Annotated in this window: 17 protein-coding genes and 1 pseudogene; 10 read left to right on the plus strand and 8 right to left on the minus strand. The window is 40.5% G+C overall.

Going from position 1 to position 23551, the window contains the following annotated elements; translation table 11 throughout:
* Positions 1 to 45 precede the first annotated feature (45 nt).
* Positions 46 to 774, minus strand: a complete 729-nt coding sequence (locus V7K85_RS17535) for an HAD family hydrolase (protein WP_334814950.1) — start codon at positions 772 to 774, stop codon at positions 46 to 48.
* On the minus strand, positions 771 to 1658 hold the full coding sequence (locus tag V7K85_RS17540) for a class I SAM-dependent methyltransferase (RefSeq protein WP_334814952.1): 888 nt from the start codon (positions 1656 to 1658) through the stop codon (positions 771 to 773). Before V7K85_RS17540 ends, V7K85_RS17535 begins: the two co-directional genes overlap by 4 nt.
* Before the next feature lie 311 nt (positions 1659 to 1969).
* Here V7K85_RS17540 and V7K85_RS17545 point away from each other — a divergent pair, with 311 nt between their 5' ends.
* Positions 1970 to 3151: an RtcB family protein gene (locus V7K85_RS17545; protein WP_334814954.1), complete on the plus strand. Its 1182-nt coding sequence runs from the start codon at positions 1970 to 1972 to the stop codon at positions 3149 to 3151.
* An 88-nt stretch (positions 3152 to 3239) separates the two neighbouring features.
* The gene (locus V7K85_RS17550) at positions 3240 to 5819 is read left to right on the plus strand and encodes a CHAT domain-containing tetratricopeptide repeat protein (protein WP_334814956.1); all 2580 of its coding nucleotides are present in this window, start codon (positions 3240 to 3242) and stop codon (positions 5817 to 5819) included.
* A gap of 68 nt (positions 5820 to 5887) precedes the next feature.
* On the opposite strand, the gene V7K85_RS17555 is transcribed toward V7K85_RS17550, so the two are convergent.
* Both V7K85_RS17555 and V7K85_RS17560 read right to left on the minus strand, forming a co-directional pair.
* Entirely contained in the window at positions 5888 to 6349 is a 462-nt protein-coding gene (locus V7K85_RS17555; RefSeq protein WP_334814958.1) for a DUF4351 domain-containing protein, read from the minus strand.
* Between the two features lie 2 nt (positions 6350 to 6351).
* Positions 6352 to 7650, minus strand: a complete 1299-nt coding sequence (locus V7K85_RS17560) for a dihydrolipoamide acetyltransferase family protein (protein ID WP_334814960.1) — start codon at positions 7648 to 7650, stop codon at positions 6352 to 6354.
* A 521-nt stretch (positions 7651 to 8171) separates the two neighbouring features.
* On the opposite strand from V7K85_RS17560, the gene V7K85_RS17565 reads away from it, so the two are divergent.
* Positions 8172 to 8693 carry a hypothetical protein gene (locus tag V7K85_RS17565; RefSeq protein ID WP_334814962.1) on the plus strand — a complete coding sequence of 174 codons (522 nt, stop codon included), beginning with the start codon at positions 8172 to 8174 and terminating at the stop codon, positions 8691 to 8693.
* Positions 8694 to 8795: 102 nt separating this feature from the next.
* On the opposite strand, the gene V7K85_RS17570 is transcribed toward V7K85_RS17565, so the two are convergent.
* Together V7K85_RS17570 and V7K85_RS17575 are read right to left on the minus strand one after the other, a co-directional pair.
* Positions 8796 to 9245, minus strand: coding sequence for a YlqD family protein (locus V7K85_RS17570; protein WP_012412623.1), 450 nt, complete (start codon positions 9243 to 9245; stop codon positions 8796 to 8798).
* Between the two features lie 41 nt (positions 9246 to 9286).
* Complete coding sequence (locus tag V7K85_RS17575; RefSeq protein WP_334814964.1) at positions 9287 to 11263, minus strand: AMP-dependent synthetase/ligase; 1977 nt, start codon at positions 11261 to 11263, stop codon at positions 9287 to 9289.
* A 258-nt stretch (positions 11264 to 11521) separates the two neighbouring features.
* Here V7K85_RS17575 and V7K85_RS17580 point away from each other — a divergent pair, with 258 nt between their 5' ends.
* The 6 genes from V7K85_RS17580 (at position 11522) to V7K85_RS17605 (ending at position 20629) form a co-directional block, all read left to right on the plus strand.
* On the plus strand, positions 11522 to 11767 hold the full coding sequence (locus V7K85_RS17580) for a hypothetical protein (RefSeq protein WP_334814966.1): 246 nt from the start codon (positions 11522 to 11524) through the stop codon (positions 11765 to 11767).
* A gap of 1636 nt (positions 11768 to 13403) precedes the next feature.
* On the plus strand, positions 13404 to 13745 hold the full coding sequence (locus V7K85_RS17585; protein WP_334814968.1) for a CU044_2847 family protein: 342 nt from the start codon (positions 13404 to 13406) through the stop codon (positions 13743 to 13745).
* A 6-nt stretch (positions 13746 to 13751) separates the two neighbouring features.
* A complete protein-coding gene (locus tag V7K85_RS17590; protein ID WP_334814970.1) occupies positions 13752 to 14645 on the plus strand; it encodes a trypsin-like peptidase domain-containing protein in 894 nt (297 codons plus the stop codon).
* A gap of 17 nt (positions 14646 to 14662) precedes the next feature.
* Complete coding sequence (locus tag V7K85_RS17595) at positions 14663 to 16327, plus strand: hypothetical protein (RefSeq protein ID WP_334814972.1); 1665 nt, start codon at positions 14663 to 14665, stop codon at positions 16325 to 16327.
* Between the two features lie 14 nt (positions 16328 to 16341).
* On the plus strand, positions 16342 to 19131 hold the full coding sequence (locus V7K85_RS17600) for a tetratricopeptide repeat protein (RefSeq protein WP_334814974.1): 2790 nt from the start codon (positions 16342 to 16344) through the stop codon (positions 19129 to 19131).
* Positions 19124 to 20629 carry a radical SAM/SPASM domain-containing protein gene (locus V7K85_RS17605; protein WP_334814976.1) on the plus strand — a complete coding sequence of 502 codons (1506 nt, stop codon included), beginning with the start codon at positions 19124 to 19126 and terminating at the stop codon, positions 20627 to 20629. The genes V7K85_RS17600 and V7K85_RS17605 overlap by 8 nt, the downstream gene beginning before the upstream one ends.
* Before the next feature lie 311 nt (positions 20630 to 20940).
* On the opposite strand, the gene V7K85_RS17610 is transcribed toward V7K85_RS17605, so the two are convergent.
* Both V7K85_RS17610 and V7K85_RS17615 read right to left on the minus strand, forming a co-directional pair.
* The gene (locus tag V7K85_RS17610) at positions 20941 to 22134 is read right to left on the minus strand and encodes an MFS transporter (protein WP_334814978.1); all 1194 of its coding nucleotides are present in this window, start codon (positions 22132 to 22134) and stop codon (positions 20941 to 20943) included.
* An 11-nt stretch (positions 22135 to 22145) separates the two neighbouring features.
* A pseudogene (locus tag V7K85_RS17615) lies at positions 22146 to 22718 on the minus strand (Uma2 family endonuclease).
* A 160-nt stretch (positions 22719 to 22878) separates the two neighbouring features.
* Between V7K85_RS17615 and V7K85_RS17620 the strand changes: the two are divergent.
* On the plus strand, positions 22879 to 23403 hold the full coding sequence (locus V7K85_RS17620) for a pentapeptide repeat-containing protein (protein WP_334814980.1): 525 nt from the start codon (positions 22879 to 22881) through the stop codon (positions 23401 to 23403).
* Positions 23404 to 23551 lie beyond the last annotated feature (148 nt).

Below are 23551 nucleotides of genomic sequence, written 5' to 3' on the forward strand. Positions count from 1 at the left end.
AGTAATATTACTTATTAACTCAACACAGTATCACCATATAGTATTCTAACATTCAGTTGCCGATGGCTGAGGCTCTTTTTGGGAATAAACCTTCTGCACGCGTTCGAGTTCCAAATCACTGAGATAATCAACAGTCCAGTTACAGCAGCGCTGAAGCATATGGAATGGGTAAGTATTCGCTACACCAACAACTTGCATGTGCGATCGCTTCGCTGCTGCTATACCTGCTGGGGTATCTTCAATTGCCAAACACTCCTGTGGTTGAAGATTCAATTGAGGATATTCTTGATTCAGGTGTTTCACTGCCAGTAGATAACCATCAGGTTCTGGTTTACTGGTGGTGATGTCATCACCCGCGACGATAATTTTAAAATGTTCGGCTAGTTTCGCTCGCTGGAGTACCAATTCTATTTCTTTACGAAAAGCGCCACTGACTAATCCTAGTTTTAGATTCTGCGATCGCACCTGAAATATCAAATCTTCTACACCTGGATATAAAGGCAGTCTCTCTATTTTCTCTAGTTCTACCACATACGCTTGGGCTTTCCGGTACAGCAACTGAGTTAAATAGTTTTCGTCATTTACTCTACCACGATTAGCGAGTAATTGCCCAAAACAAGCGCGATCGCTGCGTCCTAAAGAAGCTTGACGCTCATTAACCCGTTGGGGTTGGAGATTTTCTTCCATGAGAATCTCATCTATCAGTTGCAGGTGGATTGGCTCATCGTTAATGATCACACCATTAAAATCAAAGAGAACTGCCTTTAAACTCATGCTATTATGCCAAACGCTGGAGATCCGAGCTTCTCCAAATCATTATTATCTATTGATGTGGCACTATACTGGCGGACATTTTTGGTTGACAGCGGTTTAACGCCGCTAGTTACCTGATTTATCCACCATACATCCTGCGATCGCACAGCTTCAAATCCGGCTGCACCCATATTCGCCTCCATGCTACCAGCAGCATACTCACGAATATATGGCTCCTCAAAAACATCATTAAGCCATTCTAACTGACGCAGAGTCTTCTGATTCCCATCTAGAATTAATACTTGCCCTCCAGTTACCAGCAATCGGAAGCTTTCCTGCAGAATTGCTAGGGACACCGCATCTGGTGTTTCGTGGAATAGCAAAGAAGCTGTCACTAAGTCAAAGTCAGCGTCACTCAAACCAGTTTTTTCAGCATTCCCGTGTCGCCAGACTATATCTAAGCCAGCATTTCTAGCTTTATCTTCTGCCCTTACCAGCATATAGGGTGATAAATCCAAACCAATAACTTCCGCTTGGGGGAAAGCCTGCTTTAACATTAAAGTAGTGGAACCTGTGCCGCAGCCTAAGTCAAGTATGCGTCGTGGTTTTACCTTGACGGCATCAACTAAAGCCTGACGGACAATAGTTTCATTCGGTGGCACAACATATTGGGTAATCGGATCGTAAGTAACCGCTGCACCGTAATTGAGATATCCGCCAGCAATACCGTGAAAGTTTTGGTTGCTGTAGTACGGGGGAACTATGACATCATCTCGTCGAAAGCGATCGCACTCTTTCTCCCAGTCAATACTATCAGCGTAACGCCGTAATCCATCTTCATCAATCAAAAGACGCACTACAGGGGATAAAAAACGTTCCCAGATTGTATCTTGACGTACTGCCATATTGTGTCAGAACTTTAAGGAGTTATTTAAGCAGAGTTATTTTCTTTACAAATTTTAATACATCTGGGAAACACCTGCTTTCTGTCTGTGGTATGGGCTTGACGTTTGTAGCTTATTATGCTACAACTGTAGTATAATAATATTACTCCTAAAAGTAGTTCTTCAGCTTCACGAAAATTGAGCGAGCCAAATGAAAGACAATACAACATTTAAATTGCTACAACTAACTAGGTAAAGGCTTATAAAGCATAGCGATAATTATCAGTGCTCAATCCAAAATCTAAAATTTAAAATCCAAAATAGAATAAATTATGCCCTACGAAAAATTAGAAATTACCACACCAGCACCCGTATTATCTTGGGCAAATCATTCTTTAGGCCCAGAAGAAACTAAGATGGCAAAGAATGTGGCATCGCTACCATTTGTGTTTAAGCACGTGGCCTTGATGCCAGATGTTCACTTAGGAAAAGGTGCCTTAGTGGGTTCTGTAATTGCAACTAAAGAGGCAATTATCCCAGCTGCTGTTGGTGTGGATATTGGTTGTGGAATGAGCGCTATCAAAACAGCATTTACCGCTGAACAACTGGAAGGGAAACTGAAGAAAATTCGCCTGGATATTGAAGCAGCAATTCCTACTGGATTCAACGAAAACAAAGACGTTGAAAAATCTGTTATCAACTGGCAACACTGGGATGATTTTAAAGACTTGCATCGCGGGGTGCAAGACCTACAAAGTAAAGCGATGAAACAGATGGGTTCTCTCGGTGGAGGAAACCACTTTATTGAAGTGTGCCTTGATACAGAGAATCAAGTTTGGCTGATGCTGCATTCTGGTTCGCGTAACATCGGCAATAAACTCGCCCAGTGTCATATTCACACAGCCAAAGAATTAGCAAAAATGGCTGGTAATAAATTGCCTGACCCAGATTTGGCTCATTTTGTCGCTGGTACACTAGAATTCCAGGCATATTGGCACGATTTACAATGGTCACAAAACTATGCGCGTGTCAACCGTGATGTGATGATGGCGCGTTTTAAGCACATAGTTGAGAAGCATTTAGCCGGTGGGAAGGCAACTAAACCTTTATTGCAGGTTAATTGTCATCACAATTACGCCGAAAAAGAAGCGCATTTTGACGAGGATGTATACGTTACTCGTAAAGGTGCAGTCCGCGCCCAGACTGAAGATTATGGGATTATTCCTGGTTCAATGGGGGCAAAGTCTTTCATCGTTAAGGGTAAAGGTAATGCCTACAGCTTTTGTTCTTGTTCTCACGGTGCAGGACGTTTTATGTCTAGAAATAAGGCAAAAAATGTCTACACACTTGATGATTTGATAGAGCAAACAAATGGCGTGGAATGCCGGAAAGATGAGGGTGTGTTAGATGAAATTCCTGGTGCTTATAAGCCGATAGAACAAGTAATGGAAAATCAAGCAGATTTAGTTGAAGTTGTAGCAACACTTAAGCAAGTTCTTTGTGTTAAAGGATAAATTATATAGGGTGGGTAATGCCCACCTTTTATATTAACTTAACAAAGTTGTAATTATATCAATATTTTGAAATTTTCATAATTATAAAATGAACAAAAATAAAAAAAATAAGACCAGTAATAAAAGTGAAAGTATATATCAAGAATTGGTATTTTTAAAATATGAAACAGCTAAAAGGAAGCTAAACAAAGGAATTGCTTTGTACAACTCAAATCCAAAAGCAGCATTGGATGCTTTACGAAAGGCAATAAAGCTTTGTGAGAAACTCGATAAGTCTAACATAAATACTTCTTGTTTATTTGGTATGGGATATGCTTATGCTTTACTAGGGAAACATAAAGAAGCAATTGAACAGCTTAACCATATTTTAATTATCGCTGATAAATTAAATAATAATGATATGCAGGCTGGTGTATTTAATATACTTAGTCAGTGCTATAGCTATATAGGAGAATTTCATAGAGCAATAGATTGTGAAAATAAATTTATCATTATTGCGAAAAAATACAGACAAGTTGAATTAAAAGCAATTTCATTAAATAATTTAGGGAAATATCATAATTGTATAGGATATTATCGAATTGCAATTAATCACTTAACAAAATCTCTATCACTTGCACAAAAAATTGGCAATCAAGAATGTGTGGCTTCTGCACTTAGCAATCTTGGTGATTCTTACTATCATCTGGGAGAATTGCAAAAATCAAGAGAGTATCACCAGCAGTCTCTCGCAATTGAAGAGAAAATTGGTAATCATATAGGAGCAGCACTTTCTTCAGGAGGTTTAGCTAATACTCACCATGAATTGGGACAAAACCATCAGGCTATTGATCAATTCCATAAGTTGCTTAATGTGGCACACAAGATGCAGCATTCACAAGGAAAAGTCAATTCACTTCTTGGTCTTGGTAATGTTTACTTTGATCTTAGGGATTACGAAAAGGCAGTTAATTACTATCAGAACTGTCTGGAAATCGCAAGAAAGGTTGAAGATGCCCAAGGAGAAGCTGATTCACTCATTGGTTTTGCTAATGTCTACTTTGCCCGTAAGGAATATAAACAAGCAATATATTATAATAAGCAGTCATTAATAATTCTACAAAAAATTTGTGATCGTAAAGGTCTATGTATCGCTCTTGGGAATTTAGGATCTGCTCACTCTTCATTAGGCGAATCTAAACTAAGGATAAACTACTATCAAAAGTCTCTAACCATTGCGCGGGAGATAGGAGATTGTATTAAACAGGGAAAATGTCTACATAATTTAGGCTTGATTTTATTAAGTAATAACCAACTTACAGAAGCCGAGGCAAATCTCAGTGAGGCAATTCAAATTTGGGAAAATATCCGCTTAGAATTAGCTAATGATGCCGACAAAATATCAATCTTTGAAACTCAGTCAGTTACTTACACCCTATTGCAAAAAGTTCTAGTCTCTCAAAATAAAATATTGGAAGCCCTAGAAATTTCTGAAAGAGGACGTACTAGGGCATTGCTAGAGTTACTGGCAAAACGTTTAGCCACCAAACCTTTAGGTTCTATTCAGGAATTACGCTTAGACGAAGCTATTAAACCACCTAACATTGACACAATTAAACACATCGCTGAGGTACAGAAATCCACAATTGTTGAATATTCGATTATTGATGCAGAAAACCTATATATTTGGGTTATCAAACCAACGGGTGAAATTATCTTTCGCCAGGTTTACCTGGAAGACGAAACATCTTTAGAAGAAATACTATTAGAAACTCATGAAAGGATTGCTAATTCCTCTTGGCCGGATGTTGCTCAACCTTTTGCCCAGCAGATATATCAATACTTGATTCAACCAATTTCTGACTTACTTCCAACTGACCCCAATGAATCCGTTATTTTCGTGCCACAGCATCGGCTATTTTTAATTCCTTTTTCAGCACTGCAAAATAAGGCTACTGGCAAGTTTTTAATCGAGCAGCATAGTATAGTAACAGTTGCTTCTATCATGATGCTGAACTTAACTCATCAACAAAAAGAAAGAGTAAAAAACTTGAATTTGGGGGTGAGAAAAGACTTCATTGATGCTCTTGTGGTAGGGAATCCAACGATGCCAATAGATCCCTCTCAACCACCGAAGCCGTTAAAACCATTGCCTCATGCTGAAGAAGAGGCAAAAGAAATCGCCTCATTATTGAATACAGAAGCTCTAATTGGCAATAACGCTCTTAAATTAAATATTCTGCAACAGATGCCTAAAGCGCGGCTGATTCATCTGGCTACTCATGGGATATTAGATATTACTGAATCGTCGATACCAGGAGCTATAGCCTTGGCTCCATCAGACAATGATAGTGGCTTCTTAACCTCTAACGAAATTCTGGATTTGGACTTGAATGCTGAATTAGTTGTCCTAAGTGCCTGTGATACTGGGAGAGGCATAATTACTAGTGATGGCGTAATTGGCTTGTCTCGTTGTTTATTTCTGGCTGGTGTTCCCAGTATAATCTTATCTCTTTTGAAAGTTCAAGATAGTTCAACCAAGTTGTTGATGATTGAATTTTACCAACATCTTCACAGTGGTATGAACAAAGCTCAAGCTTTACGCCAAGCTATGTTAGCGCTCATGCAACAATATCGTAATTGTCCGAATAGATGGGCAGCATTTACCCTCATTGGTGAAGCTGAATAATACTATACCAGGGACATGAAACTGAGCAAAAGGATAATTTTGTTGTAGCTTGTAAGTGATTAATCGCTCTAAGCTTCGACTCTATTAAGCCAATTGATTAAATCAGCCTCACTGGCAAAATCTAGTAATACTTCACCCAAGTTTTCTAACTGAGCCAAGGACAACTCTTGCAACCGAGATTGTAACTGAGAATTAATTGAACCGAGCCGACGATTTAATAGACGTATCACTAGCCTCAGTTCTGATTGTCTCCCTTGTTCAATGCCTTGTTCAATGCCTTGTTCAATACCTTCTTGAAGTCCTTCTTGGAGAATTTCTTGATAAATGGCAGATTCTCTCATATCTTCTCTCCTCAAAAACTGACGAATGAGTTCTGGCTCGAATACCAACCCTGCTAGAAGTTGGGTACATACCGAGATACTTTGCTTGATGGCTACTTCTTCAATCATACTCACCTGAACTGCTACCTGTTGAAGTAAGCTTTGAGGAGAATCTGTTCGCGCCAAAGTTGCCATTTGGTGTCTTTTCAAAACTACATTGTCAAAGATTGAGGATTCGTCTCAATCAATTTCGCTAAATCTTGCAAGAATGCCGCAGCATGAGCACCGTAAATAATCCGGTGGTCAGAAGTAATATTTACTTGCATTTGTTGCCGCACGCCAAATAAACCGTCGGGTGTTGCAACCACTTGCGGACGGGATGCCCCGATCGCTAAAATTGAACCTTGTCCAGGCGGTAAAATCGCATCAAATTTGTCTACGCCAAACATCCCCAAATTTGACAGGGTAAAAGTACCACTGTTGTATTCTTGGGGCTGTAGTTGTTTTGCCCTCGCACGTTCTACCAAAGACTTCCAAGTACGCGATAGAGAATATATATCCACTGCGTCAGCATTTTGCAGCACAGGCGTAATCAATCCGCCATCATCCATCGCTACTGCTACGGAAATGTTGATATCAGAATGATAGACAATGCCCTGGTCTGAGTAGCTAGCATTTAACAATGGGTGTTTTTGCAATGTCACCGCTACAGCTTTCGCCAGTAACGCCGTCATTGTCACGCCTTTGGATTTAATTTGTTTATAAAGTTTGTCTAATCCATCGGTGGTAATTGTATAACCGACACGGAAGACGGGCACGGATATGGTGGCTACCATGTTCCGCACTACGGCATTTTGGAAGGTAGTTAGAGGCACGATTTGACCAGGAACAGCCGCTACCACTGGCGCGGGTGCTGGTGTCCGAGGTGCTGGGGGTGCAACTGGGGCGTTGGTTGGTAGAGGTGCTGGTGGGGCAACTGGAGCAGTGGCGGGTTGTTTGCCCTTATTGGACAATGCTTCCACATCTTCGGCGACAATGCGGCCGTGGGGGCCACTGCCTTGGAGAGTAGTTAAATCAACTTTGAGTTCTTTGGCCAACTTGCGGGCACGGGGTGAAGCTACAAGCCTTCCTTCTTTGTGGTTAGACCCGTTTTGAGACGCTAAGGCAGGTGTTGCGGCTGTGGCTGTCGCGGGGATTGGTTCAGGGGAAGAGGTAGTAGTAGCCACACCGCCGGAATTGGCAAGAGATTTCGCCTGTTCAATTTCAGCTTCCGTTTCGGCTATGAAGGCGATCGCAGATCCTACTGGGGCAGTTTCACCAGCTTCAACTATGATATGGGCAAGAAATCCCTCATGAAAGGTTTCTACATCCATATCTGCCTTATCTGACTCTACAACCACCACTGTTTCGCCTTTTTCCACTTTGTCACCTGGCGATTTCACCCAGGAGACGATTTTGCCTTCGGTCATGGTAGAACTCAGAGCCGGCATAAATACTTCGTGAATGCTCATAGGGTGGTTTGGGAATCAATGGTTTATGGACTTTAACAGCTTTTGTCAGATCGAATTGTATCTTGAGAAAAGAATTTTGGACTGGAGATTTTATATTTTAGGTTGGGTATTAGGCATTGGGCACTTGTACTGAGCGTAGTCGTAAAGCCTGCGGCATAGCTACGCTTAGGGCGCAGCCCAAGGTAGAGAAGTATTGGGCATAGGGCATTGGGCATGGGGCATTGGGAACTAATGACTGTTGACTAATGACTAATCGATTCACCCTTGACTTTAGGAACTTAAATATGACTTAGAGGTCTATAATACAGAGCTATCCTCGATGGTTAGCCAATATCTTGTTTTAGTCGTTGACTTGCAAAAACCACCACGAGTCGCTCACAGATTAAATGGGATTGCTATTTATATTCCTCATAACCACTGCTTAAGATACAGGAGCTTCTCACAGGTAGAGGATATGGGATGCAGTTCAATCTAGAATTCAAAATTGGTAATAAACCTATTTGAAATTCCTGTTTACTTTTATGTCGGCGAAGTTGAAATTCTTTTTGATTGTGATATTAGGTATCTTTGCCACTGCTGGCGCTGGAGCTTATATTATCCAGCGCCAGCCATCTGCACCGATTATTGAGACTAGTAATGGGCAAACGCAGCAGGTGAGAGCAATACATCAGTCTCAAGAGGTTGTGGCATACCCAGAGCGTTCCGATTACAAAACTATACCTCTAGAAAAGATGAACTCATCTCTCCAAGGTAGTGATCCTGCTACCCTCGCCCTGAATGCCTTTGACGACATAACATCAGTGGGAGGAACGCGAAAGGTAGAGGTAGCTTATCCGCAACGAAATCAGGCTTTTGTGACGATTACGCAAATCAACCGGGGTGATGATGCAGTTGGTATTAAATATCGAGTTGAGATGACCACCTTTGGGCGATCGCTTTTTATTAGCTCACCTCCAGTATGGCAAATTGTTTGGGCTGGCTCCCAGGTGGAATGTTGGGCTGGGAGCCGCTCCAAACTCAAGTTAAATCACATCTGTCGGTAATTAAAAGTCTGCCAATTTTAGATTTTGAATTTTGGATTTTGGATTAAAGGAAAAATCTAAAATCTAAAATCTAAAATCCAAAATTGAATAACTCATAACTTTTTAAATGTCGCCGCGAATTTCTTCTACAACGCCATCGCGCAGAACGATTTCGACCTGCATTTTACTAATCAGGTTATCACCAATTTCTACCCGGAAAAAGCCTTCCATTTGGAATTGGTTAACTTCCTGATCTTGCTGGAGAAACTGCACTTGCTGGAGGTTTTGCAGCAACTGATTTTTCTGCTCTAGAAATTCACTTTTCTTTTGATTAACTTGGAGTTGGATATTGTCAATTTGTTGGAGGGTCTGGGGGCCAGGTGGTTGCAGACTCTGCTTTTGAATTGCCGCGATCGCTCTTTGTCCTTCAACGTCTAGCTGTTGCAGTTGCTGGTCAAGTTGATTGATCTGCGTTTGCAGTTGCTGTTGTACTTCCTCTTTCCAGAGGGGAGTCACAATAACTTTGACGTTAACGACGCGTTTCAGGAGCAAATTAGATTTGGAGACATCCATAAATATTTCACGTTCACTCTTACAGTTAGCAGGTGGAATCATCAGGCAAACATGCCGTCAATAATATCGCGATAGTGTTCTGTGACGACGTGTCGTCGAACTTTCAGTGTTTGTGTCATCAAGCCATTTTCGATGGAAAACTGTTCCAGAATGAGTTTGAACGTTCCGATGCGGTCATCCGGTCGAAAGCCTGGACGATTTTGCACTTCCCGATTCAATTCTTGCCGAAATAAATCCTGGATCATTCTACTCCCCAAGTCAATTTTTTGACTATCTGAGGAAGTAACTTGATCATTCTGTGTATCCAGGATCAGATTCTGGCTTGCTGCCCATTTTTCTAGGGCTTCGAGATTGGGGACAATTAAGGCTCCCAAGCTGCGCTGATCTTGGCCGACGAGCATAATTTGATCGATGTATGGCGATCGCAAACAGGCATCTTCGATTGGCTGCGGCTCGATGTTTTCCCCGTTAGTCAATACAATCGTATCCTTCGCCCTGCCAGTCAGCACTAAGTCGTCTTGTGGTGTCAGCCAACCCAAATCGCCGCTATCAAACCAACCTTCAGCATCAATTGCTTTCGCTGTCGCTTCCGGATTTTGGTAATAGCCTTGCATAATCTGCGGTCCCCTCAACAATAGCAAGCCTCGCTTCTCTACTGGTAGAGGCGCTTTTGTCTCAGGATCTACGATTTTAGCTTCTGTAGCCGGAAGTGGTAGCCCTGAAGCACCAATCAAATTTCGCCAAGGACGCCGCACATGGGTAACAGGAGAAGTTTCTGTCAAGCCATAACCTTGCAAAATCTGCACACCAATAATTTCAAAGAAGTTATCTATGTGTCTGGGAAGCGCACCTCCGCCGCTAATCATCTGCTTGACTTCTCCTCCTGTGGCTTCTCGCACCTTGGCATAAACCAGTCGTTCTCCCAAGGCATGGAGGGGTAATAAAGCTGATGCTTGTATCGTAGCTGCTAATCGTTCGACGGGTGAAGCATGAAGATTATTTAAACTCAATCCCTGAGCAACTCGTCGCGTTTTGATATATTTTTCGCTAATGCCCAATAAAAAGTTAATTAGGCGTTGCTTATTCGCTGGTTGTTCGCGGAATTGCTTTTGAACTCCTTCATAAATCGATTCCCACAGGCGGGGTACACCCACCATGTAGTTGGGTTTAAATTGTCTCAAATCTCCTTTCACAGACCGCAAGTTGGTATAAACTTGTGTACAACCTTGAGATAGTAGGTAATACTCAACAGTTCGTTCATAGCTGTGCCACGAAGGTAGGATGCTGAGAACGATATCGCCCAAGTTTGGTTGCAATACTGTCCCAAATGTTGTTACTTGGTGCATCAAATTGTTATAAGACAGCATTACACCTTTGGGTTTGCCCGTAGTGCCAGAGGTGTAAATTAGGGTTGCCAGAGCGTCACGATTTTGCTTGACTGGCACAAAATTATGATTTACCCCAATTTCGATCAACTGGGCAAAGTTCAGCACTTTTAGGGTTTCGTCTGTTGGTGGTGCTTCATCCGAAAGTAAGATTACCACTTGAATTGGTAAATCTTGGAGGCGGTCTTGTAGTTTTTTAAATGTTTTTAAATCCTCAACTACTATTGCTGTGCTGCCACTATTAGCGATGATAAACAGCAGTTCTTCTTTTTCGGCTTGGGAGCTACGCACCGCATCAACTCCTCCAGCAGTCATGATACCTTGATCGGCAATAAACCAGCGAGGACTGTTGTCAGAAATTAAGGAAATGCGATCGCCTACCTTTACTCCCAACGCCTGCAACCCAGTAGCAAATAGTCGTATTTGCTCTGCCAACTGGGTATAATTAATCGCTACTTCTGGTTTACTGTGAGGGTTGCGGAGGGCGATAACATCACCAAATCGCCCAGCTGCCAAAGGCCAAATTTCTGGCAACGTTTCCACATTTGTGTAATCTACCAACCGCTTTAATGCTTGGCGTTCTCGCTCACTGATGTGAGATAAAAAAGAAGATGTGGTTTGGGTTTTTGACATAACACCTTACCTAAATATCGTAAACTGATTGTTTTCCAGTTTATTTTGTTATTCCGCTACAATCACCGTCCTTATTATCCACATTCCCTTGTGTGTATGATAATTCCAGGAATTCCACGTTTATATTTACAAAAATTTATGTTAAAGTTAGTTTACATAGACTGCAAGCAAGAGATTGACTGAACATCAATCTTACACGTATATTATGCTTGCAGCTAAAAACAGCGATCGCCTATTTTTCAAAGGAGATGATTACCTATGAATTTGATAGACACTATACTGCTAACGCTGCTCAATATTGCTGCTTGCATGGCGTTACCTAAGGTTTTAGCTATCCTTCTGGCTGATAAAACCAAACTTCCTGAAGCGTTGCCGAATGGTTCCAAATTACAAACAGTCAGAGTCGAACTTACCAGTTTCCCTTATTGTACAGCTTACCCACTGACAGGCAGTCAATTTTGTAAGTTTAGTCCTGATTTCTGTGCCAAGTGTTCTCCGAATTGATGGACTATTTACAAGTAAAAATTACTTGGCACTTAAAATTACCTTTCAATTAACTCTTTAAAACATATTTATTTCTAATTTCGGAAAATCTCTTAAGTATAGATCCGAGTAATTTTCTACCTAAGTATGATTACTGTGTGGGCAATTCCTTCATTAGACCTCTTGCAAAAGTCATTTAGGTAGAGTCAGTTTTGTGAAGAAGCAATTCATAATTAGACCTCTTGCAATAAGTTCCTAACACCCCACCCCCAACCCCTAAGAGCAAGCTCTTAGGGGAGACAAAGCGTAGCTTTGGCTCTTTGGGGTTTTTATTTTTGATTTATGCAAGAGGTCTAATTAACTCTAGGTCTGACCCTTCACCACTAAACTAGGACTTAGGGGCATCAAGTACAAAATGTATGGGCAATACCCTGCCCATTGGTGTCAACTTAAACCTAAACCCTTTTAAAACCTCGTTTCCAGCCTCAGGCTGGAAATGCTCCTTATTGGGCTGCTGCCGCAAGTCTTGAGGCGGTAGCCCCCCAATTAGGCATTAAGAGTCAGAGACTTCTTTTCGAGACAATCTCTAAAAGCTTCTTCTAAACTGGCTTTTACCTGAAATTGACACCAATGTACCCTGCCTTAAGCCGCTTCTCTACGAGACGCTCTGCAAATGCATCTATAGCGCTTCTGGGTTGAGTGCAATACAGACCTAACAAGAACAGCCCCTTCCCTTGTAGGGAAGGGGAGTAAAATTCAAAGCCTCTCTCCTAAAAGGAGAGAGGTCAAAGTGTATTGCATGCAAACGAGAACCGCTATACATGAATTGTCCCTACGGTAAATCAAGGCTTTCACTGCCTTTTTGCGTAAGTCCTGTAAACTTAGGGATTTGGAGGAAACATTTGCTTGAATTTTCTCCCCGTGCTTCCCCTGGTTCCCCTGCCCTTGCTATAACCCCTTATTAATCGACTAGTGCAATATCTTAGTTTTAACTGACTTCTGCTAGGCAGCCCAATACTTGAATCGCAGACTAACTCTAGCTATTGATTTCACGACAATCGGCAACCAAGGCGTGAATTAGCCACTCAACAAGACTTTCACTACATCTTTGCTTGCTTGCCGTTTGACTCAGTATAATTACCAATTGAAGTCCAGATCAAGATATAACTAATATAACAATTGACATAACACTTGTTAAATCTATTACATGACAGTCAAGCAGCTTGTAATGCCCAAGCAGCAAGAAGTTGGTCAGTTTATTCAGAAACTTCACAAACTTCTAGTAGGCTGTCAATCAACAAATGATCGGTAGGGAGCGAGGCAAAGAGGAGCCACTGCGTTGCGGTGAATCCAGCGCTGTAGGCGGGTTTCCCGCCGTAGGCGACTGGTGTTAGCGTAGCGGTAGCGAGTCCGCGAGCGTCACCCGAAGGGAGGTTCCCGACGCAAGGGTAGCGTTCGTGCAGGGTGGGAAGACACGGTGAGGAAGTCGGAGTCTTGGCAGAAGCTTAATCAGATGGGAGAAGAAAGCAAGGAATTGTTGGAGAAGCATTTAACGAGTTAACCATCAGATGAGAATAGGATTATGTACAAAAAATCTCTGCTAACTCTTTTGATGATTAACGCATTAAACTATTAGTTTTAAATACAAGGTTTTACTATGAATCGGAAACAAATTACAGAGTTTTCTCTCAAAGATGGCACGAAGTTCTTAGCTGAAGTTGATGAGCCAGAAAATAGCAATGCTCTTGTACGTGTTGCCAGGCCAGACACTGGGCAAATGGTAGTTGAAGCTAAAAAGAAATTTGACGAGGTATTAGATCAAATACAACCTGTAGCTTCAGCAATTATTATCAAACTGAGTCAGCTTAATACACCTGCCGATGAGATAGAGGTTAAGTTTGGTATTAAGTTAAATGCTGTTGCAGGTGCAATTTTTACTTCTGTAGGTGGTGAAGCTAACTACGAAATTACCTTGAAATGGAAGCAAAACAAGGCATAGTAACGTATGGCATCGATTGCAGATAATTATATTTCAGCTTTTAGGTCAGCGATCGCCCGGATTTTTCATCCTAATGGTGCGGTAGTTGGTGTAGGTTTTTTAGTATTGGGGCGAACTCAAAATTATATCCTGACATGCGCTCACGTTGTTACCTCAGCTCTATCTTTACCAGAGGATATAGTTGAAGCTGCTAGTGATGATATTTATTTGGATTTCCCCCTAATTGCATCGGGGCAACAACTAAAAGCTAAAGTTGTTTTTTGGCAACCTATTGTCAACAATATATCAACCTCAGAGCCTGAAGATATTGCCGGGTTGCAAATAGAAGGACAGTTGCCTAAAGAAGCCCAACCTATCCAGCTAATAAGAGCTAGTAACCTATGGGAGCATCCTTTTCGCATATTCGGTTTTCCTCACGGACACAATGATGGCGTTTGGGCCACAGGCGTGTTGCGAGACGGGCAAGGAAAGGGATGGGTGCAACTGGAAGACAGTAAGGTAACTGGCTACAGGGTAGAACCGGGCTTTAGTGGTGCTCCTATATGGGATGAAACCCTAGTAGGAGTTGTTGGTATGGCAGTAGCGGCGGAGAAGCAGCGAGAAGATATCAAGACTGCTTTCATGATTCCTGCGGATGCATTGATCAAAGCATGGGATGAAATAACCCTGCCGATTTCATCAAATGCATATACTCAGAATAATCCCAGCCGGGTACAACAACTCAAAATTAAAACTTTGCAACAACGCTTTGAGGTTCTAAGTAGTGATTATGAGGCAGCTTACAATCAACTTAACTATACACTCAGCGCGGGCGATCGCAATATCATCCAACGCCAAATCAATACCATACTACAAGAACTTGAACGAGTAGAAAGCGAACTTAATGCCATAAGCCATTAATTTAATACCTAAATCCCATGACAAATTCTTCAGATTTACGAAAGAACTATCTAGAGCAGTTAATAGCTCGTTTAAAAACTGAGATTGAAAGTATCACCAATCAAATAGGGTGGACGCTTAATGATGTAGATAAAAATAAATTACAAAGGCAACTTAACGATAAATTCGATGAAATAGAAAAAGCTGAATCCAAGTTAAGCCAGCTAAACCAACAATCTGTAGAGCTTGATCCTGATAAAATTCCATTCACTAATCGCGATGCTGCAATTAATGAGATTACAGCAACTAATTCTCCTCCTTATCGTCTGGTAACAGCTCCTGAAGGTTACGGAAAAACAGAATTTCTCAAACAGGTAATGGTGCGTTTTCAAGAATTGCAATGGTGTTGTGCTTATGCTTCTATGTCTAGTTATGAAACTATTGAGGACTTAGAAAAACGATTAGCAAGTTCTCTGAATCTGAGAATTCCGGAAGGGCATGAATTAAGTTGGGGAGAGGGTTTAGCCTTACTATTGCATAGAAATTGGGCTAGATGGCAATTTCAGGGGAAAAAAGGTATTGTGCTGCTAATCGATCTGGATGGAAGTGCCCCACAAAAACAACGTTTAAACGAAATTTTTAATGACTTTAAGGAATTTGGATGGAGAATTGAAAGATGTTTGAAAGAATTACAGTTTTTTAAAGATAATTCCCGGAGAATTCGAGTTGTGATTGCAGCTCGCTGTCTAATTGATCTCCCCTTAGATCGGATTTTTCCGAAACTAATACTCTCTCCTTTTAACTGGGAAGTGATTCAGGATACAGCAACCAAATATCTCAAGCCCATCGAGATGACTTATGAAAGTCTTGCTCTATTAGCAGCCCACTTACTATATTTAACTGGCGGACATCCTGGAGGAATTGCTGAAGCACTAAAAGTTTATCGACGTGGCGGTTACACAGTTAATTTGTTTTTAAACAGTTATGGCAACCAATTATGGGAAAAAAACCTCAAAAAGTGTAGAAACCAAATTAGAGAAAGCTTGACAAAAGAAAATAATTATCTATACGAATCCATTGAGAAATTAAGTATATTTCCCATACTAAATAGTCATTGGTTATTAAAGCAAGCCGTTCAGAGATTCCAGTTACCTTTCAGTGATGATAGTTTTAAATTAAATGCTGAACTGACAAAGACATCTATTTTTACTCGTGACAAAATGATTATAAAAGATGGCATGACACGGCGGCTACTAGTTATTGGTCTTCTCCGAGAAAGTTCGCCTGAGAGCTTTAAAGAGCTTTGTAGCGAAGCAGCTAAAATCTGCCGGGAGTATATTGATGATCTGAAATCAAAGAATAATTCTGCTGATGCGGGTGTCGCGGGTACTTGGTCTATGCAGTATTTTTTTCAAATTCTTCAACAACATGCTGGATTTATCAATCGTGGTGCTGATAGTCTGAATTATCGACAAGACCTCCGCAAAACTTTCTTCGATCAAACTGTTGAAGAAACTCTGGGAATATTCCGCAATACAAATCGAGAGCAAATCCATGAATTTCTTTGTACGCTGAAATCTGAAGTAGAACATGACTGGGAATTTCAGTTTGTTGTCAATTACTATTTGCACAATGACGAATATAATGATGCACCCTATAGATATTTAATTCAGAAGCTTGATGAAGCGATTCAAAATAACTAACTCAGGAGTCTATTATGTCTGAACTAGATAAATTAGAGTTTGTTGGTCGTGAAGAACATCTAAATCGAATCATTTCCCTTGTTCAGGAGACTAAAACGCTGCATATTGTTTTGGTGGAGGGCAGAGGTGGGATAGGTAAAACTTGGTTGCTTCATGCATTAAAATCCCGCCTAAACCAAGTTCAAATTGCGACAAGTGAAATTATTGATTGCGATAGCCCTGTTTTTAATGATGCAGAAGACCTATACACTCAAATCGCCAAACAATTATACGATTCTACATATAAAGAATGGTTGCTCCGGTTACGACAACTGCGAGAAGATGAAAACCGCCTCAGTCAAACCGCATACGAACAGGAACGCAGACAACTTGAAAAGTTTCTGGTTGATGAAATTAATCGAAAATCCAGCCAACAGAGACTAGTCTTTCTAATTGATACGGTTGAAAAATTAGGACAACCAGAGGTAAGAGCGGAAGTTTGGGAATTTATTGGTAATCTATGCCAGCAACTAGATAACGCCGTATTTATTTTAGCAGGCCGCCCTAGTATTGCCCGTCAAACTCTGGAAAAGTCATTCAAAGAAGAATTGACTTATTTAGAATTAAATGAATTTACTCATGAGGATGTGCAAACGTACATTCTTTCCAAGGAGCAGCAGCTTCACTTTACTCTCGGACAAGACTTAGTTAAAAAGATCATAGTTCTTTCTGGTGGCAGCCCAATCATGATTGAATTTGGAGTAGAGTATGCTTATCGAGAAGTCATACCAGATTGGTTAGAGAGTGAAGATATAGAAACTATTCCAGATAGGTTGGAAAAAACTGGTGGATTTGAAGCTGAGATGGTTCGACATATTACGCAGCTTCAAACATCAATGGATCGGCTAACCCTCTTGCTTTCACGTATCTACCCATTAGATAGCTCTGATATCGCTAATTTATTAGAAATATCTACAGAAGATGCTCAAAGATTATTTATTGATGCACAAAGTTACTTTTTTATCAAACCAGTAATAAGTGGTTCTCAAATATCATTGCATGATATTGTGCGAGACTTGGTTGATAAATATGTCTGGCCAGATATTGACCCAGATATGGAATGGAGAAAACGAGATAGTCGGATTGCTGCTAAATATTTCGAGCAAAAAGATTATGATCTAGGCCCACAAAAAAGGATATTAGAGGTTCAACGTTATTCTGATGATTTTTATCAAGTTGCTAATATTGAGTTTTTGATAGAAGAAGTGAAACAACTGCGGCAATTCAACACGAGTCGATGGCTATCGAATGCTTTATACGCCGATATGACAAAAGGCTTTCAAACTTGGCATGAAGTTACTGATAGGATACGCCGTCAATCCAAGAAATATAACTTTGTCAAGCAATTGTTGACACTTCCAAAACAGTTTGAAAAAGAGCTAACTCCCGATCAAAAACTTAAAATGATTATTTTTGAATCAAGGACTGTTCACGACCTTAAAGACAAGAGTACAACAGAACATGAGGTGAGAAAACTAGAGGGAATACTATCTGAACAATCTTCTAATTCTTCTCATAAAGCAGATATTTACAATGTCTTGGGAATACTGAATACCAAGTTACATCTTTATGACGAAGCTTTGAAATATCAGCAAGAGTGTTTATCTCTAATTCAAGGTAACAAGCTATCATCTGCTATTCCTAATGTAGCTAACCAAGTTGGTTATCTTTATCGACAACTCAATAAGTTTCAGGAAGCTGAAAATTATTACAAACTAGGTTGGGATGCTGCTATGGAAGTTGATACTCCTGACAAAGGCTTAACTCAAGTTATGGCTAGTATTCAGAATAACTTGGGATTCTTGTACGGACAACAAAAAGATTACGTAAAGGCTGAACAGTGTTTTAAGGCTGCTATTGATATGTGGTCAAGTGTTGAGAGTGAACGCGAAATAGCCCACGCCGAAATTGCCTCTGCTACTATTTCGGTAGAGAATGGTAACTATATTAAAGCTAAAGAGCTACTTGAACGAGCCTTAAGCCGTTGCGACAATGAGGAAAACGATCATCGAATATTGTGTAGGGCATACTTTCAATTAGGCTTAAATCAGTGGTTTAGTGCCGAGGTAGTAAATGAAGCCGTTTGGGATGTCACACAAGTACAGTGGGATCTTAATCTGCTAAATCTTGCTCAAGATGCTTTAGAAAAAAGCTTGAAACTGGCGGATAAATACGGAATTGAAGAGCAATTACCTGGAATTTTGCACCAAACTGCCAGTGTCTGTTGGCATCTTGGGTTTCAAAAGTGCGATCGCTCTCTGCAAGAACAAGCTCTAAAACTCAACGAACGGTCTTATCAGACTAGTCTAGAATACAATGACACGCGATATGCTATTTATAGCCTAGTAGGTAAAGCTGAGTTTGATTATTATGCAAAAGCCTATGAGCAAATTTCAGATTATGCACGAGAACTTAGCGATCGCTTCCAATCATATCAAAATACCTATCAACTATACTTTGGTCGAATATTACGGATAGAAGGTGATGTTGCATTTCAACAAGCGAACTATGATCTTGCTTTTGCGGAATATGCTCAAGGGATACCTAAAATCTTCCAGGATGGAGGTTTCGGGCCATATTCGATTCAACATGAGCTAAATCTGCTCCAAAAGAAAATCGAACGCTTGCCTATAGAACTTTCTAAAACTCTGATCCAGCAACTCAAATCTCAGTGGAATGATCATAAAGCTCTCAAGGAATGGTGTGATCAACAAATGTTTCTGACTAGAATACGTGCCACAAAACAGCCATCTTCTCATGCTTAGTAAAAAAATTGCTCAACCCCAAATTTTAGTTTCTCTCAATTCTACCTACGTACCAACTGGGCAATGCGACTGTGATGGAGGGGACTGTGCCTGTGACTTATCCTCTTTAGCAGAATTAAGCTCAGATATCCGATTATCTCTGGGGATGTTGGAAACAGAGTTTATGAGAGTTCCCAACTCGCAGATTATGAATCTAGATGATACTTATTCTATCTGTTATAGTACTGTTCATCAAGTAGCACTTCTGAATCAATCAGCACTATATTTATTAGATAAATTTACAAATCCTCATAAATTAGATGATATTGCAACAGAGCATCCTCAGATTGATCCAACAGACTTACAGACAGCTATTCAGGAACTATATCAAGCACGTTTGATTGTACCTAAGAATAATTGCTCATTTAATCTAAATGAAATACCAGAAACTTTAACAGCATGGTTGCATATCACCGATCGTTGTAATTTAAGATGCGACTACTGCTACCTTCCTCATTTAGCAAGGGATATGTCAATAGATATAGGTAGAGCCGCTCTTGAATCTACATTTCGCTCTGCCACTTTAAATCATTACCGCCGCGTCAAACTAAAATATGCAGGAGGAGAAGCCTTATTATGCTCTCCTTTAATTAAGGATCTCCATTTGTACGCTCAATCCCTTAGCAAAGAAACAGACATTATATTAGATGGAGTCGTTCTCAGTAATGGAACATTGATTACGCCTGAGATTATTGAGATGCTGCAAACATTGAATCTACGTCTCATGATTTCACTAGATGGATTATCAAATTTCCACAATATCCAACGAACTTACGCAGGCGGCAAGGGTTCGTTTCAAGATGTTGAACGAGGTATTAAGATTGCTTTGCAAAATGGGCTTATACCTGATATTTCCATTACTGTTAGTGGGCGGAATGCAGAAGGATTACCCCATTTAATTGAATGGATATTGGAGCATAATTTGCCCTTTAGTTTAAATTTCTATCGTGAAAATGAACTGTCAGCTTCTTACGAAGACTTGCAACTAGAAGAATCTAGGCTTATTCAGGGAATGTTGGCAGCGTTCAAAGTTATCGAATTGAAATTACCTAATCGGAGTTTACTAGGTTCATTGATTGATCGGGCCAATTTATCGTCTCCTCATAAACGAACTTGTGGAGTTGGACGAAGCTATCTTGTATTTGATTACAAAGGGCAAATTGCCAAATGCCAGATGCAGCTACATAAAACTGTATCCTCAGCTGACACTCAAGATCCTTTAACTGTTGTGCGACAAGATAAAGCGGGTATTCAGAATTTGTCTGTTGAGGAAAAAGAAGGCTGTCGGACATGTGAGTGGAAATACTGGTGTACAGGTGGTTGTCCTCTGGCAACGTTTAAGGCTACAGGTCGTTACGATATTCAATCTCCAAATTGCAATATTTACAAAGCTCTCTATCCTGAAGCTGTCCGACTAGAGGGCTTACGCCTTCTCAAATATAGTTACCCTACTAAGTAATACCAATTCTGTATGAAGATGCACAGAATGATCCGCCTGAAATCCTTGCTAAATAAAGGGACTGTTCTATGCAGGCTCACATAAAATTGGTATAAGTAGCTAAAACCAAGCAGTAGGGCAGAACTTATCCTATCACTACTAAATAGGGTTTCTAGCAACTTAAGTTGACTTTGTTCGCGCCTATAGACCTCTAGTTTAGGCGATCGCAAATAACTTATTTATGATCGGAACTCCGTTATGGATAAACCACAATGTCATTACTGTGACCATCTACTTGTTGTTGTTTTAATCAAAAACGAGAGTTTGATTATTTATGATTTATTTGTTCTTGCTGTAGTTATTTTAGGTCTGACGATCATAAAAAATGCCAGCAGAGTAAAAACTAACATTTGCCAAGTTACCAAATTCCAGCCACCAAGATGCCAGCATAATAGACCAATGCTAGTACCTACAGCACCGCCGATAAAATAGGTAGTCATGTAAACTGTGTTGATGCGACTATTCGATTGAGCATCAAGAGTGTATATCGTTGCGACATTAGTGACCTGCGTTGCCTGTACACCTACATCTAGTAACAATACAGCAACAGCGATCGCCAGCGCTGAACTAGAAGCAATTTTAGCAATTACTAAACTTGCAATCACCAGCGATACAGCAATAGTTAAGGAACGTTGGGAGTTACCTTGATCAGCTAATTTACCAAAAACTGGTGCCATCAATGCACCTGCGATCGCTACAAAGCCATACATGCCAATTGTGTCAGATTGGAAATTAAAAGGCGCTCCACTTAAATGGAAAGTCAGGGTTGTCCAAAATGAGCAAAAGACACCAAATAATAACCCACCAATTAAAGACGTTTCTCTCAAGAGTGAAAAACGTTTTAATTGTTGAAGCGTTGATTTTAATAAATCTAAATAATCACCACTATATTCATTCTTGACATTCGGCAAGTATTTCTGTAGTAAGATAGTAACAATTAAAATCATTCCTGCTGAAAATCCATATACATAACGCCAACTCAACCATTCAGCAATATATCCACTAAAAACCCTTGCTCCTAAAATTCCGATCAATATACCAGTAAAAATGTTGCCTACAGTTTTGCCTGTAGTTACTCTATCTATACTTGCTGCTAAGGGAAGAATAACCTGAGCTGAGACTGTTGCAATCCCAATTGCTACGCTCAATATCCAAACCTCGACGATGTTTTGTGAAAACGTCATGGCTATCAACAAACAGAACAAACATGTAAGTAAGCAAAGAATTAATTTTTTCTTGTTGATTTTATCGCCCAAGGGGATTAGAAAGAAAAGCCCAAAACCGTAACCAACTTGCGTAAGCACAGATATGCTACCCGCTTCGCCTTCACTGACTCCAAAAGAAGATGCAATATCTTTGAGGATTGGCTGATTATAATAAACGTTAGCAACACAGACACCAGCTGCGATCGCCATAATCAGTACCTGGACTTTAGTTAATCCGTTACTTGAGATTTGTTTTTGCATTCAAACTAAATTTATACAGGAAAAAACTGGTTTACAGTACAGCTAAAACCAGGCAATAAAGGAGAAATGATAATATCGCTACTAAATAGGGTTTCTACTAATTTAAGTTGATTTTCTTCGCGTCGATAGACCTCTAGTTTACGCGATCGCCAATCAGCAATCCAATATTTTTTTACTCCTCTAGAAGAATAAAGTTTCAGTTTAGCTTCCTTATCTCGTCTTAGATCTTCCTGGCTAGCAGACAAAACTTCGACTACCAAATCTGGTGCGCCAGTTAAATGTCCCGCTTCATCCAATGTTAGCGCCAAGGTTTCTTTAGTAGCCCAAACTACATCAGGAATCACATTATCTTATTCTGAAAACAAAACGCCGGGATTTATCACAGCTTCTCCTAAACCAGTAGACTCCGACCAAACATCAAGTTGTCGAAAAATTCTGCCACAAGTTTGCTGATGTTTAAAGTGAGGTGCCCTGGTCATAAATAATTCTCCATCAACTATCTCGTAGCGTGTCCCTTCATTTTCTGCCAAGAGTTCCACATCGTGAATTGTCCAGCGTACTCCTGTCTTAAGTGTCTGACTCATCGGCTAACTCCTTTAATCTTGCTCTTGTATTTTAATCATAAAAGAATGTTTGAAAATTCACAAAGTATACTAGACAGGGCTATTTTTTCTAGACAGAAATCGCCCAGAAAGACTTAGACATCCATATACTTGAGATTAGAAAAAACTTGGAGGTTAAATCATGCCTTGGGAAATAACTGCTGAGGAGTTGTTGGCTCGGTATGCTGATGGAGAGCGAAACTTTGCTGTGATTGAGTTGATTCAATCCGAAGGTGTTCCCCTCGACAGTTCGATTGACCTTGAAGGCGCTATTTTGAGAGATATCAACTTGCGCGGAGCCTATTTTAGACAAGCCGATTTAAGTCGAGCCGATTTGACTGGAGCCGATTTGTTTGGTGTTTCTTTGGAAGGCGCTTGGTTGAAACGTGCTATTGTCAGGGACGCTAATTTGTATTCCGCCAACTTGCATTGGTGTGACTTAACTGAAGCCGATTTGAAAGGAACCAACTTGGCTCAGATGAATGCTACTAGCGCTATCTTCTGTAGAGCTAATATCAGTGGTTTCGAGTTCGCTATTCTGATTAAAACTAACTTCAGAGATGCTTACATCGGTCCAAACATTATTTGGAGTTATGGAAATTTTGTTTACGATACTACTATGCCCGATGGCACTATTAAACGCGGCCCATTTTTCGGAGAATTTTAGTTCATCTCTAATTACATCCATGAGGGGTGCATTCGGAACAAGGTAAGAGGATATTTGGTTGAGTCGATGGGGGATATTATTCCCCGCACCTCTGAGTTAGATCCGTGCGTACCCGTTTCCGTGTACACGGCTCCCGATGTTCTTAGCT

Origin of the sequence: Nostoc sp. (assembly GCF_036917615.1) — a bacterium.
Taxonomy (GTDB): domain Bacteria; phylum Cyanobacteriota; class Cyanobacteriia; order Cyanobacteriales; family Nostocaceae; genus Nostoc.

Bases quoted from the DNA above. Each gene is read 5' to 3' on its own strand.
- V7K85_RS17545 (WP_334814954.1), top strand. From the start codon at position 1,970: ATGCCCTACGAAAAATTAGAAATTACCACACCAGCACCCGTATTATCT.
- V7K85_RS17540 (WP_334814952.1), bottom strand. From the start codon at position 1,658: ATGGCAGTACGTCAAGATACAATCTGGGAACGTTTTTTATCCCCTGTA.
- V7K85_RS17575 (WP_334814964.1), bottom strand. From the start codon at position 11,263: ATGTCAAAAACCCAAACCACATCTTCTTTTTTATCTCACATCAGTGAG.
- V7K85_RS17570 (WP_012412623.1), bottom strand. From the start codon at position 9,245: ATGGATGTCTCCAAATCTAATTTGCTCCTGAAACGCGTCGTTAACGTC.
- V7K85_RS17580 (WP_334814966.1), top strand. From the start codon at position 11,522: ATGAATTTGATAGACACTATACTGCTAACGCTGCTCAATATTGCTGCT.
- V7K85_RS17550 (WP_334814956.1), top strand. From the start codon at position 3,240: ATGAACAAAAATAAAAAAAATAAGACCAGTAATAAAAGTGAAAGTATA.
- V7K85_RS17560 (WP_334814960.1), bottom strand. From the start codon at position 7,650: ATGAGCATTCACGAAGTATTTATGCCGGCTCTGAGTTCTACCATGACC.
- V7K85_RS17535 (WP_334814950.1), bottom strand. From the start codon at position 774: ATGAGTTTAAAGGCAGTTCTCTTTGATTTTAATGGTGTGATCATTAAC.
- V7K85_RS17610 (WP_334814978.1), bottom strand. From the start codon at position 22,134: ATGCAAAAACAAATCTCAAGTAACGGATTAACTAAAGTCCAGGTACTG.
- V7K85_RS17590 (WP_334814970.1), top strand. From the start codon at position 13,752: ATGGCATCGATTGCAGATAATTATATTTCAGCTTTTAGGTCAGCGATC.
- V7K85_RS17595 (WP_334814972.1), top strand. From the start codon at position 14,663: ATGACAAATTCTTCAGATTTACGAAAGAACTATCTAGAGCAGTTAATA.
- V7K85_RS17585 (WP_334814968.1), top strand. From the start codon at position 13,404: ATGAATCGGAAACAAATTACAGAGTTTTCTCTCAAAGATGGCACGAAG.
- V7K85_RS17565 (WP_334814962.1), top strand. From the start codon at position 8,172: ATGTCGGCGAAGTTGAAATTCTTTTTGATTGTGATATTAGGTATCTTT.
- V7K85_RS17600 (WP_334814974.1), top strand. From the start codon at position 16,342: ATGTCTGAACTAGATAAATTAGAGTTTGTTGGTCGTGAAGAACATCTA.
- V7K85_RS17605 (WP_334814976.1), top strand. From the start codon at position 19,124: ATGCTTAGTAAAAAAATTGCTCAACCCCAAATTTTAGTTTCTCTCAAT.
- V7K85_RS17620 (WP_334814980.1), top strand. From the start codon at position 22,879: ATGCCTTGGGAAATAACTGCTGAGGAGTTGTTGGCTCGGTATGCTGAT.